The organism is Anaeromicrobium sediminis, from assembly GCF_002270055.1.
In the GTDB taxonomy this organism is placed as follows: Bacteria; Bacillota; Clostridia; order Peptostreptococcales; family Thermotaleaceae; genus Anaeromicrobium; species Anaeromicrobium sediminis.
In genome coordinates this window covers 1-17955 of record NZ_NIBG01000038.1, presented here as the reverse complement: position 1 = coordinate 17955, position 17955 = coordinate 1, and the positions used below count along the sequence as shown (strand labels likewise).

The window sequence follows — 17955 nt, the reverse complement described above, 5'->3', positions numbered from 1 at the left end:
CAGAGTTTTTAATTTCATCTAATGTGTATCCTAGGGCTATTTTAGCTGCCACCTTAGCTATTGGATATCCTGTAGCTTTAGAAGCCAGGGCCGATGAACGACTTACCCTTGGGTTTATCTCAATTATTACATATTCTTTAGATTCTGGATGAAGGGCAAATTGTACGTTACATCCCCCTTCTACACCTACTGCTTCTAGTATTTTTAATGCTGAGTTTCTAAGCATTTGATATTCTTTATCCGCTAGAGTCTGACTAGGTGCCACTACTATACTGTCTCCCGTATGAATTCCTACCGGGTCTACATTTTCCATATTACAAACACTTATTTTATTACCTAATCTATCTCTCATTACTTCATATTCTATTTCTTTCCAACCTCTTATACACTTTTCAACTAAAACTTGCTTAACTGGACTTAGTAACAATCCACTTTTTACTATGCTTCTTAATTCCTCTTCATTCTCGGCGATTCCACCACCGGCACCACCCATAGTATATGCTGGTCTTATAACTAATGGATACCCTTCCTTCATGGCAAATTCTAGGGCTTTATCTAAATCATTTACTATTTCACTTTCTATTACAGGCTCATTTATCTCTTTCATCAAATTTCTAAACAGTTCCCTGTCTTCACCCTTTTTAATACTCTCTATTGAAGTACCTAAAACCTTCACATTGTACTTCTCAAGTATTCCCTTGTCACTTAATTCTACCGCAAGATTAAGGCCCGTTTGACCTCCCATACCTGCTATTAATCCATCTGGTCTTTCTTTTTCTATGATCTTTTCTATTACTTCCACCTCAAGTGGTTCTATATATACCTTATCTGCCACTTCCTTATCTGTCATGATAGTGGCAGGATTACTATTAATTAAAACTACCTCAATACCTTCCTCTTTAAGACCCTGGCACGCTTGAGTTCCCGAATAATCAAACTCTGCCGCCTGACCAATTACTATTGGACCTGATCCTATTACTAATACCTTTTTTATATTTAAATCTATATTCATATTCATTTCCTCCCATATATTTTCAATTTCATCTACCTATGTCTATAGGTAGATCACTTATAAATCCAATAAACTTTAGCTACTTACAAGGGAATATGGATGAAAAATTTTTATAAGGTGGAACATCAGAACATCATTTGCTGTAAACAATTGTGAATCTTCTATCGTGACTATACTATTCACTGTCTATAGTCTGATAGAGACTTACCTTATAAAATATTTTTTATCTATATGACCGAAGTAAGTTCACAAACCCTCTGCTTAATTCACCATTTTTTTAAGCACTTATTAAGAACTTATCGAATATATAGTTCATATCGCTTGGTCCAGGGCTAGCCTCTGGATGAAATTGAACACTAAATATAGGAAGGAATTCGTGTCTCATTCCCTCAATGGTATTATCATTTAAACTTACGTGAGTTATTTTCATATTCTCTGGTAATTTACTTACGTAATATCCATGATTTTGAGATGTTATATAAACTTTGTTTTCCTCTAAATCTTTAACAGGATGGTTGCATCCCCTATGGCCAAACTTCAACTTAGAAGTTTGTCCTCCTAAACATAAGGCTAATAATTGATGGCCTAAACATATACCTATTATAGGCATCTTTCCTATTACCTTTTTTATATTTTCTATTACATCTGTTAAATCTTCTGGATCTCCCGGTCCATTAGATAGAAACACATAATCTGCATTTGTCTTTAATATATCTTCTCCTTTAGCATTGGCAGGAAAAACTGTTACTTTACAACCTCTTTCTAAGAAAGAGTCTATTATATTTTGCTTTATTCCAAAATCCCATATGGCCACATGTTTGCCGTTACCATCTATAGTGTATACTTCCTTAGTAGTCACATTACTTACAGCCTCTTTATTAGAAAAATTCTCTAATTTATTTTTTATTTGACTTTCACTAAGTTCTCTTAAAGCTATGATTCCTCTCATAGTTCCACTACTTCTAAGGATTTTAGTTAGATATCTAGTATCTATTCCTTCAATCCCTATTATTTTATTAGTTTTTAAATAATCATCTAATTGGATTTCACATCTATAGTTATTTGGATAATCACATTGTTCTCTTACAATAAAGCCTTTCACCTTTGGGGAATTTGACTGCATATCTTCTAGGTTTATTCCATAGTTTCCTATTAATGGGTAAGTCATAGTTACAATCTGTCCATAATAGGATGGGTCCGTTAATACCTCCTGATACCCTGTCATTCCCGTATTAAATACTACCTCTCCTACACTTTCCTTTAAATACCCAAAGGCTCTACCTTCAAGTACAATTCCATTTTCAAGTATTAATTTCGCTTTCATATGTGTCTCCTTTCTAGCCTCTCTGGACTAAATTAAAGTTTATTTGTGGTTAGTCATCTATATTTTGGGTTAAGGGTTAAAAGTTACCCCTTAACCTTTAAGCCATCTTTCTACTTCCTGGTTGATAAAGTTCAACACCATCATTACATAATGGACAATTATCATTATCATAACTTTCTATTTCTAGCTTTATGGCACTATATACAGGCATGTTTAAATCAACATCTTTACCTCTTCTATCTACTATGCACCCAACGCCTAATACTACTCCGCCTAGTTCCTCTAAAAGTTTCTTTACTTCTAAGGTAGACTTTCCTGTAGTTACTACGTCTTCTACTATTAAAATTTTCTGTCCCTCTTTAATTTCAAATCCACGTCTTAGAGTCATAATGTTGTCTTTTCTCTCTGTGAATATGGATTCCTTTCCAAGGGCTCTTCCTACTTCATAGGCGATGATTACTCCTCCCATGGCAGGACCTACTACTAGATCTATATCTAAATCCTTTACTTTCTCTCCTATTATTTTTCCTAAAGCTTCTCCATCCCTTGTATCTTTTAGAGCTCTAGCACATTGTACATATCTGTTAGAGTGCTTTCCTGATGATAATAAAAAATGTCCTTCTAGTAATGCCTCTGATCTTTTTAATATCTCCATAACCTTATCCATGTGAAATCCTCCTTAATTGTTGTTCGTTAGTCGTTGTTACCTGTCTAGATAATTCCTCTTATCTCTTCAAAACTCTTTATATTCTCTTTTTCCATAAATGCTTTCAAATCATTTACTATTATTTCTCCCATGCTAGGGTTTATAAAATTAGCCGTCCCTATAGATACTAGGGTTGCTCCTGCCATGATAAATTCTATGGCATCCTTATAATTCATTATTCCACCCATACCTATTATAGGGATATTAACATTCTTACTTACTTCATGGACCATTCTTAGGGCTATTGGTTTTATGGCAGGGCCTGATAATCCTGCATAAGTGTTTTCAAACACCTTTTTTCTACTTTTTATGTCTATGGCCATTCCCTTAAAAGTATTTACAAGACTTACTCCATCTGCCCCTTCTGCTTCACAAGCCTGTGCACATCTTACTATATTCTCCGCATTAGGAGATAATTTTACTACTAGTGGTTTTCTAGTAATACTTCTTATTTTTTTAACTATCTTTCCTGTAGATACTTCATCTAGACCAAACATCATTCCACCGCTTTTAACATTTGGACATGATATATTTAGCTCTATTATATCTACGTCTTCTTTCGATACTAACTCTATTGCCTTTTCATAATCTTCCATAGTTGCTCCACCCACATTGGCAATTATGTTAGTACCTAATTTTTTCATGTAGGGTAACTCTTCCCTTATAAACCTATCTACTCCTGGATTTTCAAGACCTATACTATTTAGTAGACCACTAGGAGTTTCATATAGTCTAGCACCCTTATTTCCACTTTTAGGATTTAAGGTTAACCCCTTAGTTGAAATTCCACCAAGTTTTGATAGATCATAAAAATTTTCATATTCCCTTCCAAATCCAAAGGTTCCTGATCCAGTGACTAGAGGATTTTTAAAGGATATATCACAAAACTTTACTTCCATATTACTCATAATACACATCCTCCCCTAGAAATACTGGTCCGTCCTTACATACCTTTTTATTTCCATTCTTAGTATCACAATTACATCCTAAACATGCTCCGATTCCGCAAGCCATGTGCTTTTCCACAGATACGTATACCTTGTCTTTTCCCATTTCAGTTATTTTCTCCATCATCTTTTCAGGACCACAAGTGTATATATAATCATATTTGTCAAAGTCAACCATGTCCGTTATATATCCCCCGATTTTTATGTGTAGATTTTCACATACGCCTTCATATTCCTTCTCCAAGAAAGATCTTTCACTAAATCCTAAATATATATCCACATTATCTAAGTTCTTAGCCGTATAAAATAGTGGAGCTATTCCCATTCCTCCGCCGATTAATGCAATTTTTCCTTCTCTTTTCTCAAATCCATTCCCATAAGGGCCTTGCAGTATGATTTTGTCATCTTCCTTTAAGTTCTTTAGGATTTCCGTTCCCTGACCCTTTACTTCATACAAGAAACTTATGCAATCTTTTTCTATATTGTGAATGCTTATAGGTCTAGATAATAGAGGGAAATTATCACATCTTATCATATAAAACTGTCCCATATCCCCCTTATAATTTCCTCCTACCTTCATTAGGTAAACATTAGGAGATATTTCTTTATTAGATATTATTTTTCCCATCCTATGTCCTCCCTCATTCTCAATGTTTCCTTTCTTGCACACAAGCTAAAAGTCTCTGTTTCATCCACATTTTTATGTGCTGTTATGATCTTTCTTGATGAGTTTATAACTGCACATATGCCATCTTTGAAAAGCTGCTTTAGTACTTTTGGATCTCCTCCTTGTGCACCATAACCAGGTATTAAGAAGAAAGAATTTTTTAGTTCATTCTTTATGTTTATTAACTCTCCTGCTCCCGTAAGACCTACTACTCCTCCTATGGAACTATATCCACTCTGTCCCACAAATTCTTCTCCCCAAGATTCTATTTTCTTAGCAACTTCCATATATAGTTTCTCATCTTTAACTTCTAAATCTTGAAAATCAGAGGATGAAGGATTAGAAGTTTTCATAAGAACGAACAGTCCCTTTTCCTTTGACTTTATATATTCATAGTAAGGAGATATGGCATCTTCACCCATGTATGGATTTACAGTTATGAAATCTGCTTCAAATTCTCCTTCAAAGTGGGCTTTAGCATACATGGTAGCCGTTGATAATATGTCGCCCCTCTTTATATCTCCTATGGATAATTTATTATTTTCTTTTATATACTTTAAAGTTTCAGAATATGCCTTAAGTCCTTCTAATCCTAAGGATTCGTAGTGGGCTATTTGCACTTTATAGCAGGCACAAGTATCTAGAGTATCATCTATGATTTTTCTATTAAATTCAAATAGTTTCTCACTGTCACTTATATCTTTATCCTTTAAATACTCAGGTAAATATTCTATTTTAGTATCTAGCCCTACACATACAGGCCCATATTTTTTCACTTCTTCGCACAATCTATCTATAATCATAAAGTACACGTCCTTTTCTCATAGTCTTAAGTATTCTTCCCTTAACCTTTTCTTTATTAAATGGGTTGTTTTTTCCCTTAGACACAAAGTCATTAGTATCTATTTCATATTCTTCATCCATATCTATTAAAACTAAATCCGCATCGTCTCCAACCCTTATTAATCCCTTATTCAGTCCTAATATTTTAGCCGGATTATAACTCATTAGTTCACTTATTTTATTTAAATCTATGCCATATTTGTTAAGTGAGGTGTATGCCATGGAAAAGGCCACTTCTATATTAGATATGCCTGGTGACCCCTTCATTTTATCCTCTGCACTGTGAGGTGCATGGTCTGTGGCAATTATATCTATATATCCATCTTTTATTCCTTCTATTAGGCTCTCAAAATCTTCTTTACTTCTAAAGGATGGATTTACTTTGTAGTCTATATCGTAACCATATATGTGATGGGGTGCCACTTCACAAGTAAAATCTAACCCTTTATCCTTATGATTTTTTATAAGCTCAACACTGTCTTTACTACTCACATGACATATGTGTAAATTTCCGCCTATTTCCTCAAGTAGATTTAAATCTCTTTTTATAATTTTAGCCTCCGGTTGGCAATGGGTTAGTATCTTAAACCCATATTCCTTAGATAAATTCAAGGAATCTTTCATTATGCTTTGACTGAATATGGTATTTCCATCGTCTGAAAAAAGATTTGTGTGCTTTATCATATTATCTATGTTTACAATTTCTTTTCCTTCTAGATTTCTAGTTACACTGCATACGGGAATTACTTCACATAGATTTAGCCTTTTACTTTCATCCTTTATATACTCTATAGTCTTTTCATTATCACAAACGGGTAATGTATTTGCCATGGAACATAGAGTAGTATATCCGCCCTTTAATGCAGCCTTCTGGCCACTTTCTAGGTCTTCCTTGTACTCATACCCAGGGCTTCTTAAGTGGGTATGCATATCTATAAAGGCTGGCATTAACACATACTTACCTTCACCATCACACTTAGTAATTTCTTTTATTTTTCCCTCTTTTATTAACACATTAGCTGTATAATCACTATCCTTGTCTATTACTCGTACTCTCTCTATTAGCATGCTTCATCACCTACAAAATCAGCTATTAGGGCCATTCTCACATACATGCCGTATCTTACCTGATTAAAATATACAGCCCTTTTATCCTCATCTACCCTAGTATCTATTTCATTTACACGAGGTAGGGGATGCATGATTATCATGTCTTCCTTAGCATTTTCTAATTTCTTAGGATCTATTATATAGATGTCCTTTAATCTATTGTATTCCTCTATATTTTCAAATCTCTCTCCTTGAACTCTAGTTACATAAAGTACGTCAATTTGGTCCATAACTGCTTCTAGTGACTGAGTTTCCACATAAGAGTTTTCATCTAAATATTCTTTTATATAATCAGGAATTTTTAATTCTTTTGGGGAAATGAATATAAACTTTATATTGTCATATCTACTAAGTGCCTTTACTAAGGAATGCACTGTTCTTCCATAGAGTAGATCTCCACAAAAGGCAACAGTTTGATTTGATATGTGTCCCTTAATATCCTTAATAGTTAAAAGGTCTGTTAAGGTTTGAGTAGGATGATGATTAGGTCCATCACCAGCATTTATAATTGGTACAAAAGAATGGGGTATGGATTTTTTAGGAGTTCCAGCCTTAGGATGTCTCATAACTATTAAGTCACTATATGAAGATATGGTCTTAATAGTATCCTCCATAGACTCTCCCTTTGTGTGGGATGAAGTACTAATATCTGATAAATTCATTACATTGCCACCTAATCTTAACATGGCAGCTTCAAAGCTAAATCTAGTTCTTGTGGAAGGTTCATAGAAAAGATTAGCCATTAATTTACCCCTACATACTTGAGCAAATTTTCTTGGCTCCTTCATTATAGATTGTGCTAAAGATAAGATTCTTTCCGTTTCATTTAACGTTAAATCGTTTGGTTCAATTAAATATTTCATTTTCACACTCTCCTTCTTGGCCTCACAGGACCTAAATTAAAGGTTCATATTTAAACTAAAGGTTTATATTAAAAAAAGCCTTTCCATAATAGAAAGGCTGTATTGGCATAAGAAATTAAGCTTATCTCGTAAGCTCTTAATTTTCATATAAAACCTTTCTAGTATCTCGTACTAGATTAAAGATGACTTTTTTTCTTTTATTATACTCCTATATATTTTTTTGTCAATAGGTATTATATAGATATTCTGTCCAATCTAAAGGTATTTGAACTTACTTGACTCATATAAATAAAAAATATTTTATAAGGTAAATCACTAAGAGGCCATATGCTTTAGATCTTATAATAGAGTTAGAAAGTGGTATATCTATAGATATATCACTTTCATATTAAATATACATAGTCTCTTCCCTATGAGCTGAAATAGGTTCACCACACTCCTTAAGAACACTATACAACTTCTTCCACAAGTGCTCCCTCATTATCTATTTTCAAATCTTTCATAATCCAATTGTCTTCTAACATACTTACATAATCATTCATTATTTTAATATAATCATCATTTTCCCTAACTATAGTCATAATAGTAGGGCCTGCTCCACTTAAGAAGACACCTTTCACGCCAGCTTCCTTTACAGCATTTACTATATTGTCATAATCTCTTATGAGTCCACCCCTATAAGGTTGATGGAGTACATCATCGCAAGCAAGAGCTAAAAGTTCATCTTCTCCATTTACTAAACTAGATATTAAAAGGGCTACCCTTCCCACATTAAATACAGCGTTTTTATAATCTACTACCTCAGGTAAAACTCCCCTTGCCTCACTAGTGGACAATTTAAAGTCAGGTATTATTGGGCAAAAACTATAATCATTTTTTACTGGTATTTTACTATAGTGGATTTCTCCCTTATCATATATGCTAGTGACCATACCCCCAAATATGCATGGAGCCACGTTATCTGGATGACCCTCAATTTCTGTGGCTATTTTTAATATATCATACTTATCTAATACATTTCCTGCTAGGGCATTTGCTCCCATAATGCCCCCAACTATACATGTGGCACTACTTCCAAGGCCCCTTGATACGGGAATGTTACTTTCAACTTTTATTTTTATTCCCTTTGGCTTATAACCTACTTCTTCAAAGGTAGTTACCATAGATTGATATATTAAATTATCTTCATTTCTAAATTCTTCATCTACACCTTCTATGATAAGACCCGAATCTATTTCCTCCATATAAAATACATTATATAGATCAAGTGCTATTCCTAATGCATCAAAACCTGGACCTACATTTGCAGTAGTTGCAGGTACTTGTACTCTAATCATATGCTCATCCCCCTATGCAAGTATTTCTTTAACCATGTCCTTCATATAGTCCTTATGACAAACTCTGTCATGTAGTATTTCCCTTTTATCTAGTTCTTTAACAGCCTTTGGTATATCCATATGATACTTCTCTGATAACTCTTTAAGTAACTGAAAATCATCTTTTCCTTCTATTAGCTCTCCTAGACCTTCCATTACACTCTTAGTAAATTTAAATGGACTAGCCGTAGAAGCTATAATAGTCTTTTTATCATCACAAGTGTCTTTTAAATATTTTTCATAGGCCCTATATGCTACAGCAGTATGAGTATCTATCACATAATTGAACTTTTCATATACAGTCTTAACTGTATCTAATGTTTCTTCCTCACTTACCCAAGCACCGTAAAAATCCTTAAGTTTGTTTTTCTCATTTTCACTAAGCTTATATACTCCTCTTTCTTTTAAATCATTCATATATTCTCTAACTTTGTTAGAATCTCTACCTACAATTTCATATAATAATCTTTCTAGGTTGCTTGAAATCAATATATCCATGGAAGGAGATATGGTTTGTTTAAATTCACGTCTTTTATCATATATACCTTCCTTGAAAAAGTCTGACAATACATTATTTTCATTAGAAGCACAAATCAATTTATCTATTTTAACCCCCATATTTTTAGCATAATATGCTGCTAGAATATTACCAAAATTCCCCGTTGGCACTACCACATTTATTTTTTCTCCTGTCTTTATCTCTTTCTTTTCTAATAATTTCACATAAGAATAAACATAATAGACTACCTGTGGTATTAGTCTTCCTATATTTATAGAATTGGCAGAGGAAAATTCATAGCCAAAATTATTTAAGTGATCTTTCATCTCTTTACTCGTAAACATTTCTTTAACATTAGATTGAGCATCATCAAAGTTACCTTCTATACCTACTACATAAGTATTGTGCCCCTCCTGAGTAATCATCTGAGATTCTTGTATTTTACTTACTCCATTTTTAGGATAAAATACTATTATTTTAGTATTATCCACATTGGCAAAGCCTTCTAGGGCAGCTTTACCCGTGTCTCCTGATGTTGCCGTTAGTATGACTACATCCTTATTAAATCCTATGTTTTTTCTTGCCACATTCATAAGTTGTGGTAACATACAAAGAGCCATATCCTTAAAGGCTATAGTAGGACCATGGAATAATTCTAAGAAAAAACTGTTATTTGCTTTTTTAAGATTAACTAAATCATCCACATGAAATTTATTATCATAAGCTTTATCCACACATTCCTCTAAATCTTCTTTAGAAAAATCATGTAAAAACTCACTTAGTACTTGTGTAGCTATTTCTTTATAGGTTTTGCCTATGAAACTTTCTACCTCTATATTATTAGGAAGTGCTTTAGGAACAAATAGTCCACCTTCCTCTGATATTCCCTTTATAATCCCATAAGAAGAACTTACTTCAACGGATCCATCTCTAGTACTTATATATTTCACCTTAACCACCTCTTGTCATTTTATTGTTTTATATTTGTTTAATAATTTAAAAGCCTTAATTAAAAGGACATTATTGACAATTAACATCCTATCCATTATACTAAAATGTGAATCGATTCAGAAAATTCAATATTTACTCTTATCAAGAGTGGCTGAGGGACTGGCCCTATGACGCCCGGCAACCAGCTCGCAAGAGCAATGGTGCCAATTCCAACTATATGTAATCATATAGACAGATGAGAGACGCGCCATTTCTTTATAATAGTGCCTCTTTCATTTTATGAAAGAGGTTTTTTTTAGTATACGGATAGCTATCTTTTATTTAATTAATAAAAGTTGAAAAATAATATTTCAGAAATAAAATGAAAATAATATACCGTCTTAATTATATTCCATATTTTCATTCTATTATAGATAATAGTTTGAATTTAATCAATATTCTATATGTTAACTGCTATTTATTATTATTTGAAATTTTTTCAACTTTCTCTATTGATTATTCTAACATATATGTTATAATGTTTTCTATAGAAATACAAGTGTTTTTTATTCACGAACATCGAAAGGGTGGTTTTAAATGATAAATGTAGGTCTTCTAGGGCTTGGAACTGTTGGGTCTGGAGTGTATGAAATATTAAATAATGAAGAAAATAATTTAAAGAAACTATTGGGGAAAGATATTTCTGTTAAGAAAATATTAGTTAATGATATAAATAAGAAGAGACAAGTAGAACTTCCAAAGGATATTTTAACAACCAACCCTTATGATATACTTCATGATGATAATATTCACATAGTGGTTGAAGTAATTGGAGGAATAGATAAGGCTCATGAATACATTTGTGAAGCTTTTAAAAACAATAAACATGTGGTTACTGCAAATAAAGCAGTAGTTGCAAAATATATGGATGAATTTTTATTTTTATCTAACAAATACGAAAAGGGATTTCTATTTGAAGCAAGTGTTGCAGGTGGAATACCTATAATAAAACCTCTTAAACAAAATGTAAGAATTAATAACATAAGTGAAATTAAGGGTATCCTAAATGGTACTACTAATTTTATCCTAACTAAAATGATTGATGATGGCCTTGGTTTTGATGAAGCCTTAAAGTTAGCTCAAGAACTAGGTTATGCAGAAGCAGATCCTACAGATGATGTGGAAGGTTTTGATGTGAAGAGAAAATTAGCAATACTGGCATCTATCGCCTTTAACAATCAAATAGATGTGGATAGTATAAAATGTAGTGGTATTACAAATATAAACACATTAGACATTTCCATGTTTAAAAAATTAGGAGCTTCTGTTAAGCTTGTAGGTTCAGCTTTAAGTTCTGGCAATAAGGTTTCTGCATCAGTGGAACCTGTATTAGTTAACAAAAACTCTACTATGGCCACAGTTAAGGGTGCCTTTAATATAGTATCCATAGTGGGAGATACAATAGGTCAACTTCAATTTTACGGTCAAGGAGCAGGTAAAAAACCAACTGCCAACGCAGTAGTTTGTGATATATATGATATTATAAGTGGTCAATACAAGACTGATCATTTTATACAAAATGGTAATATGAGGGAAGCTGATTTAGATTTATTTAACTCTAAATATTATTTAAGAGTTAATACTAAAAATATCTCAAGAGTACTTGGCATGCTTGATAAAAATCACATTCAAAAGTTCACAATCATGTCTATGAAAAATAATTTAGTATTAATTACAGATAATACAAGTGCAAAATCTATTGAAATAATAAGTTCACAATTAAATACTATAGGTGACGATTTCTCTATAGTGAGATTAGAGGATGATCTAAACACTAATGCCCTATGCATTGGAATTTAAAATTTAAGGAGTAAGGTTTATGAAGGATATTATAGTTCAGAAATACGGAGGAACATCTGTAGGTTCCATAGATAGAATAAAGAGAATTGCTCAAAAGGTAGTTAAATTAAAAGACTCAGGTAAAAAAGTAGTCGTAACCGTGTCTGCCATGGCCAAGACTACTGATGACCTTATGAATAAAGCTAGGCAAATAAATGAGAATCCTCCAGAGAGAGAATTAGATATGCTTTTATCCACTGGAGAGCAAATTTCCATAGCCTTACTTGCCATGGCCATAGAAAGCCTAGGAGAAAAGGTAATATCTTTAACGGGAGGCCAGTGTGGAATCATTACTGATTCTAATCATAAAAAGGCAAGAATAACGGAAATAGATACGGAAAGAATAGAAGAAGAGTTGTCACAAGATAAAATAGTAATAGTGGCAGGTTTTCAAGGTATTAATGAAAACAACGATATTACCACATTAGGTAGGGGTGGTTCAGATACTACTGCAGTGGCCGTAGCAGCAGCCCTTAAGGCAGAAAAATGTGAAATATACACTGATGTGGATGGAGTTTATACGGCAGATCCTAGGGTAGTTAAAAATGCCAAACTATTAGATAAGATTTCCTATGATGAAATGTTAGAATTGGCAAGCCTTGGTGCTAAAGTACTACATGGTCGTTCTGTGGAAATGGCTAGGAAATATAAAATACCTTTAGTAGTTAAATCTAGTTTTAATGATTCTAAAGGAACAGAAATTGTGGAGGTAAGTGAAATGGAAAAGGTTCAAGTGAGGGGAGTATCACTAGACAAAAATATAGCAAAATTATCTGTATTAGAAGTACCTGATCGCCCAGGAGTGGCATTTAAATTATTTTCTGAACTATCTAAAAATCATATACCTGTTGATATGATCATTCAAAATATAAATAGGGATTTAGTAAATGATATTTCCTTTACAGTAAAAATTGACGATTTAAGTAAAGCATTAGTTATCTGTAAAGAAATAGCTAATGAAGTTGGTGCTAGTAAAGTCTTATCAGATAGTAAGGTATGTAAATTATCTGTAGTTGGTACTGGAATAGCAGGAAGTGCAGAAGTAGCTTCTACTTTCTTTGAAACTTTATATGAATCAGGTATTAATATTCAAATGATTAGTACTTCAGAAATTAAGATTTCTTGTATTATAGATGAAAAATTTGGAGAAGATGGCCTTTGTCACCTTCATGATAAGTTTAACTTTGATTCAGATTTTGAACGCGAAGTTTGTTAATAAGTTCTCCTTATTTTAAGGTGCAGCTATTCCTGTACAGGAATAGCTGCACCTTATATATTTTTCATGTGCCTATCTCAATAATTGTTTATCCTTTACTTTTAACTTGCTCTTTAATAAACTTCCCCTTGTAACTACACTTTGACCAAAGTCTTTTCTTATATTATCTAATACCTTATCTAACTCCCTTTTTTTATGTACTTGTTCATCATCAAATAATGAACACTGCACTAAATTGTCCTTGGTTAAATCTGCCACTCTTACACCTAAATATCTAAGGGGTTCCCTTTTCCAACTTTCATCAAATAATCTCTTTATTTCATCATATACAACATCTGTACAATCCGTTTGGTTAAATAACTTTTTTTGATGGGTATATCTTTTAAAGTTATTGTTTTTTATTTCTACACAAATTGATCTACACTTATATTCTTTTTTTCTAAGCCTTATACATACATTTTCTGTTAAGGATAATAATACTTTATGGGCATCCTCTTTACTTTCTATATCATAGGGCAAGGTAGTAGAATTACCGATTCCCTTCACACTATCATAATCATTGTTTTCCACCTTGGAATAATCTATTCCATTTGCAAAATCATATATGACCTGGCCATGTTTTTTAAACATGATCTTTAGGGTAGGTAAATCATAATTTGCCAAATCACCTATAGTATATATACCTATGGCCTTTAACTTTCCTTCACTAGCCCTTCCCACCATAAACAAATCTCTTATGGGTAGGGGCCATAGTTTCTCTTTAATTTCATGAGTATAAAGGGTATGTACCTTGTTAGGCTTTTCAAAATCAGAGGCCATTTTTGCCAAAACCTTTTTATCTGATATACCAATATTCACAGTAAACCCCAGTTCTTTATATATATGCCTTTGTATTTCTATGGCCATGTCTTTAGGTGACTTCCCATATGTATTATTAGTCATGTCTAAAAAACATTCGTCTATAGAATAGACTTCAACTTTATCACAATATTCTTTAAGAATTTCCACCATGTGCCTACTGTATTTGTAATATACCTTAAAATTTGGAGGAACTACTATTAAATTTGGGCACTTTTTAAAAGCATTAAAAAGACTTTCTCCCGTTTTAACTCCATATTTTTTAGCTAATGGAGATTTAGCTAAAACTACTCCATGTCTTTTTTTAGGGTCTCCTCCTACAGCTGAGGCTATTTCTCTTATATCCCTATCATCACCATTTCTTAACCTTTCCGCAGCTTCCCAAGATAAAAATGCTGAATTCACATCCACATGAAATATTAACTGTTTCATACAATACCACCCTTTAATAATAGTCTTCTTTAATAATTATATACAAACGTACGTTCCTTTGCAAACCTTGTGTAGAGACATACTACTTCCAAATTCAATAAAATCTAGCTACTTACAAGGGAATATGGATGAAAAATTTTTATAAGGTGGAACATCATAATATCCTATGCTGTAAACAATTGTGAACCTTCTACCCTAATTATAATATTTGCACTATTTAGTCTGATAGTGACTTACCTTATAAACGTTTTTATTCATATGAACGAAGTAAGTTCACATAACTTTAGATTTGAAGTGGTTTGTCTATAGTTTATATTCATTTTCAAGTGGTATAATAGATAATATACAAAATGTAAGAGGTGTTTTTATGAAGCTTATAGATTATCACATACATTCTTCCAATTCCTTTGACTGTAAAACCTCTATAGACGAAATCTGTAAAAAGGCTATAGACTTAAATATGACAGAAATTTGTTTTACAGATCATTTTAATGAACCCATCTACACTCCTTTAGATGTGGAAACCTATGTATCAGAAGTAAGGTCAGCGCAGAATAAATACAAGGATAAATTAATAATAAAGTGTGGATTAGAGATTGCAGAACCCTTTAGAAATCCAGATGAAATAAAAGTCATAACAGATAAGTACGATTTTGATTTCTTACTTGGCTCTGTTCACAATGTGGAGAATAAAAAGTTACGTCTTTATATGGCTAAAAAGGAACGATTACCTATATATGAGGGATATTTTAATGAAGTATATAAAATAGCCAAGTACGCAGATGTGGATGTATTGGCCCATTTTGATTTAATGAAAAGATATGCCCTTGACTATTGCGGAAATTATGAATTTAATTATTTTGAAGAAAGGATAAAAGACATATTATCTATTTTAGTGGAAAGAAAAATAGGACTTGAGATTAATACATCAGGACTTAGAAGCAGTTTAAAGGAGACCTTTCCTAAAGTTGAAATTTTGAAATTATATAAGGATTTAGGAGGAGAAATAATTACTATTGGAAGCGATTCTCATAAATCAAAATATCTTTCTTATGGTTACGAAGAGGCCATTAATTTATTGAAATCTTTAGGATTTAATCATATATATAAGTTCACCAAAAGAGTTCCAGAGAAAATAAAAATCTAGAACATAAAAAATATGGAGTACCTATATACTCCATATTTCTTATGTTTATAATATTTTTGGTGATTTAACAACTTTAATAATTAAAGTTGTTTTTTCGTTAGATACTGATTGTTCTGTGTCCTCATCCACTACAATAGAAGCTGTCATCATTTTATAAGAAGTTTCGTCTTCCTTTGCAGTATCATCTTTAACTTGTACTCTTATAAAACACTCATAAACTCCTGGTGATAAACTTTGTGGGAAAATTATTGTATTAGGATTATTATCATCTAATCTGCAATTTGTTTCATATTTTTTTCCATCTTTGACTAATTTAATTAACTTCATAGTAAACTTACCTATATCTTCGCTAGATAAATTTACTTTTAAATTCTCCACGCTCTTATTTAATGTTAATTTTATTTTAGTAATAAACTTACCGTTTTTAATAATGTTAGTTTCAGATTTACCATTACTATCAGTAATTCCCACTTCTGTAACATCGTCTGCAATATTGTCTACTACTAACTCTCCTACTTGCGATTCATTACCTGCTCCATCAAAGCATTTTGCATATATAGTACCCTTCTCTTTTAATGTTATTGAACCATTATAATCTAACCATTGTCCAGTATTTATTTTATATTTCATAACTACTGCATCCCCTGGATACTCAATTGTTACAGTAACTCCTGCATCCGTTAGAGTTGGTATTGCTGGTGGTGTTCTATCAAAGGTTACAGAACTTTCATCTGTTGTTTTCGTAAATGCAGATGATCCATTTCCAGCAAGGTCTGTCATATCCAGTGTAAAGGCTACTTGTCCTTCTTGGTCGTCATCTGCCATTGTATAAGTAGCAGTCCAAGTTGTTCCACTTCCAGACACAGTAGCTTCCTTCCCTGTTATAGTTACATTTGGAGTTTCAATAGGTTCATTCGTTTCTATATTTAATGTTATGGTGTCTCCTACTTTTGCTAGTGAACTATTGTTAGTATTATCAGAGGATATGCTTACTGTTCCAGTAGGAGGTTGGTTATCTATAACTGTTATATTTGCTTCGTCAAAATTTATACTTTTACTATCATCATTTCCTAAAATATTATAAGTCAATGAAGCTGAGCTGTTATTAAGTATATAATTGCCCTCTTGTGTAAAAATAACTGGTATATCTATTGACGAGTCATCAATCTTATATTTTTCATTATCTTGCAATTTAAGAGTTATTCCATTCCAGGCTCCTGTGATTTTCCATTTACTATCTATTTTCTCCGCTGTATATCCTTCTGGTAAATTATTTACATCAATTTCTATTCCTTCTGGTAAAGTTTCTTTAAATTGTGCCTCTATACCTATTTCGTTANTCCAGGCTCCTGTGATTTTCCATTTACTATCTATTTTCTCCGCTGTATATCCTTCTGGTAAATTATTTACATCAATTTCTATTCCTTCTGGTAAAGTTTCTTTAAATTGTGCCTCTATACCTATTTCGTTAATAATCTTATCTGCAATATCTTCATAGATTGCCTCTAAATCATTTTCACTATTAGCACTAGCATAATTTTTCTTATTTGAAACTTCTTTTGCTCCACTAGCAATGGCCATTCTTTGAAGTTTATCTGTGCTAACACCACTGGAAAATCCTATAACATAGAATGACATGCTAGAATCATTAGCTATCATTCGTCCTATTAACTCAGCGTACTCAAGACATCTTTCATTTTCCTCACTCCAAGCAGTCTTTCCTTTCTCAACATCATATGCACGATTTGAGCCTTTAGGTATATAACGTACATTATTGTTAGGCTGATAATAGGCACCTCCAGCAATAAATGTTGAATTACTGTCCAATTCATCTCCTGTATATAACTGAAAACTATCGCTAGTATACGGCCATTTATTATATTTATAATCATTAGTACTTTTAATTACATTCTCCTTGTCAAGAATCCTTCTAAAAGTAGGATCACCATCTGTCATTGAAACTACATACTTCTTTGCATTTGGATCAGATGAATTCTTTAGCATCCAATAGGCAAGACGCAAACCATCACCTGTATTAGTTGCACTATCAGGTTGTAAGCTATTGACTTTTGTTATTAAACTATAGTCAGAAGCTAATTTTAAATCAGATGTAATATGTCCTTTTT

At 32.5% G+C, this 17955-nt stretch carries 14 protein-coding genes and 1 riboswitch; of the genes, 3 read left to right on the top strand and 11 right to left on the bottom strand.

The window, feature by feature from the left end; translation table 11 throughout:
- The 10 genes from carB to thrC all read right to left on the bottom strand — a co-directional run.
- A partial coding sequence (gene carB, locus CCE28_RS21280) for a carbamoyl-phosphate synthase large subunit (protein ID WP_095136189.1) occupies positions 1-1012 on the bottom strand: 1012 nt, incomplete at its 3' end.
- Positions 1013-1289: 277 nt separating this feature from the next.
- Positions 1290-2336 (bottom strand): glutamine-hydrolyzing carbamoyl-phosphate synthase small subunit, encoded by a 1047-nt coding sequence (carA, locus tag CCE28_RS21275; protein WP_095136188.1) that lies wholly within the window; start codon positions 2334-2336, stop codon positions 1290-1292.
- Between the two features lie 97 nt (positions 2337-2433).
- Positions 2434-3003: an orotate phosphoribosyltransferase gene (gene pyrE, locus CCE28_RS21270; RefSeq protein WP_095136187.1), complete on the bottom strand. Its 570-nt coding sequence runs from the start codon at positions 3001-3003 to the stop codon at positions 2434-2436.
- A gap of 44 nt (positions 3004-3047) precedes the next feature.
- Complete coding sequence (locus tag CCE28_RS21265) at positions 3048-3950, bottom strand: dihydroorotate dehydrogenase (RefSeq protein ID WP_095136186.1); 903 nt, start codon at positions 3948-3950, stop codon at positions 3048-3050.
- Positions 3943-4617, bottom strand: a complete 675-nt coding sequence (locus CCE28_RS21260) for a dihydroorotate dehydrogenase electron transfer subunit (RefSeq protein ID WP_095136185.1) — start codon at positions 4615-4617, stop codon at positions 3943-3945. The genes CCE28_RS21265 and CCE28_RS21260 overlap by 8 nt, the downstream gene beginning before the upstream one ends.
- Positions 4605-5459: an orotidine-5'-phosphate decarboxylase gene (pyrF, locus tag CCE28_RS21255; protein ID WP_095136184.1), complete on the bottom strand. Its 855-nt coding sequence runs from the start codon at positions 5457-5459 to the stop codon at positions 4605-4607. Before pyrF ends, CCE28_RS21260 begins: the two co-directional genes overlap by 13 nt.
- Positions 5446-6567 (bottom strand): dihydroorotase, encoded by a 1122-nt coding sequence (locus tag CCE28_RS21250; protein ID WP_095136183.1) that lies wholly within the window; start codon positions 6565-6567, stop codon positions 5446-5448. The genes pyrF and CCE28_RS21250 overlap by 14 nt, the downstream gene beginning before the upstream one ends.
- On the bottom strand, positions 6561-7472 hold the full coding sequence (pyrB, locus tag CCE28_RS21245) for an aspartate carbamoyltransferase (protein WP_095136182.1): 912 nt from the start codon (positions 7470-7472) through the stop codon (positions 6561-6563). Before pyrB ends, CCE28_RS21250 begins: the two co-directional genes overlap by 7 nt.
- Before the next feature lie 449 nt (positions 7473-7921).
- Positions 7922-8809 (bottom strand): homoserine kinase, encoded by an 888-nt coding sequence (thrB, locus tag CCE28_RS21240; RefSeq protein ID WP_095136180.1) that lies wholly within the window; start codon positions 8807-8809, stop codon positions 7922-7924.
- Positions 8810-8821: 12 nt separating this feature from the next.
- Positions 8822-10297 (bottom strand): threonine synthase, encoded by a 1476-nt coding sequence (gene thrC / locus CCE28_RS21235; protein WP_330396895.1) that lies wholly within the window; start codon positions 10295-10297, stop codon positions 8822-8824.
- Between the two features lie 136 nt (positions 10298-10433).
- Positions 10434-10540: riboswitch (SAM riboswitch) on the top strand.
- Positions 10541-10874: 334 nt separating this feature from the next.
- Between thrC and CCE28_RS21230 the strand changes: the two genes are divergently transcribed.
- Together CCE28_RS21230 and CCE28_RS21225 are read left to right on the top strand one after the other, a co-directional pair.
- Positions 10875-12137 carry a homoserine dehydrogenase gene (locus CCE28_RS21230; protein ID WP_095136176.1) on the top strand — a complete coding sequence of 421 codons (1263 nt, stop codon included), beginning with the start codon at positions 10875-10877 and terminating at the stop codon, positions 12135-12137.
- A 19-nt stretch (positions 12138-12156) separates the two neighbouring features.
- Positions 12157-13392, top strand: a complete 1236-nt coding sequence (locus CCE28_RS21225; protein WP_095136174.1) for an aspartate kinase — start codon at positions 12157-12159, stop codon at positions 13390-13392.
- A gap of 72 nt (positions 13393-13464) precedes the next feature.
- Here the strand turns inward: CCE28_RS21225 and CCE28_RS21220 are convergent, their stop codons facing one another.
- Positions 13465-14682, bottom strand: coding sequence for a DNA polymerase Y family protein (locus tag CCE28_RS21220; protein WP_095136172.1), 1218 nt, complete (start codon positions 14680-14682; stop codon positions 13465-13467).
- Between the two features lie 367 nt (positions 14683-15049).
- On the opposite strand from CCE28_RS21220, the gene CCE28_RS21215 reads away from it, so the two are divergent.
- Positions 15050-15829, top strand: coding sequence for a histidinol-phosphatase HisJ family protein (locus CCE28_RS21215; protein ID WP_095136170.1), 780 nt, complete (start codon positions 15050-15052; stop codon positions 15827-15829).
- The last annotated feature ends 2126 nt before the right edge of the window (positions 15830-17955 follow it).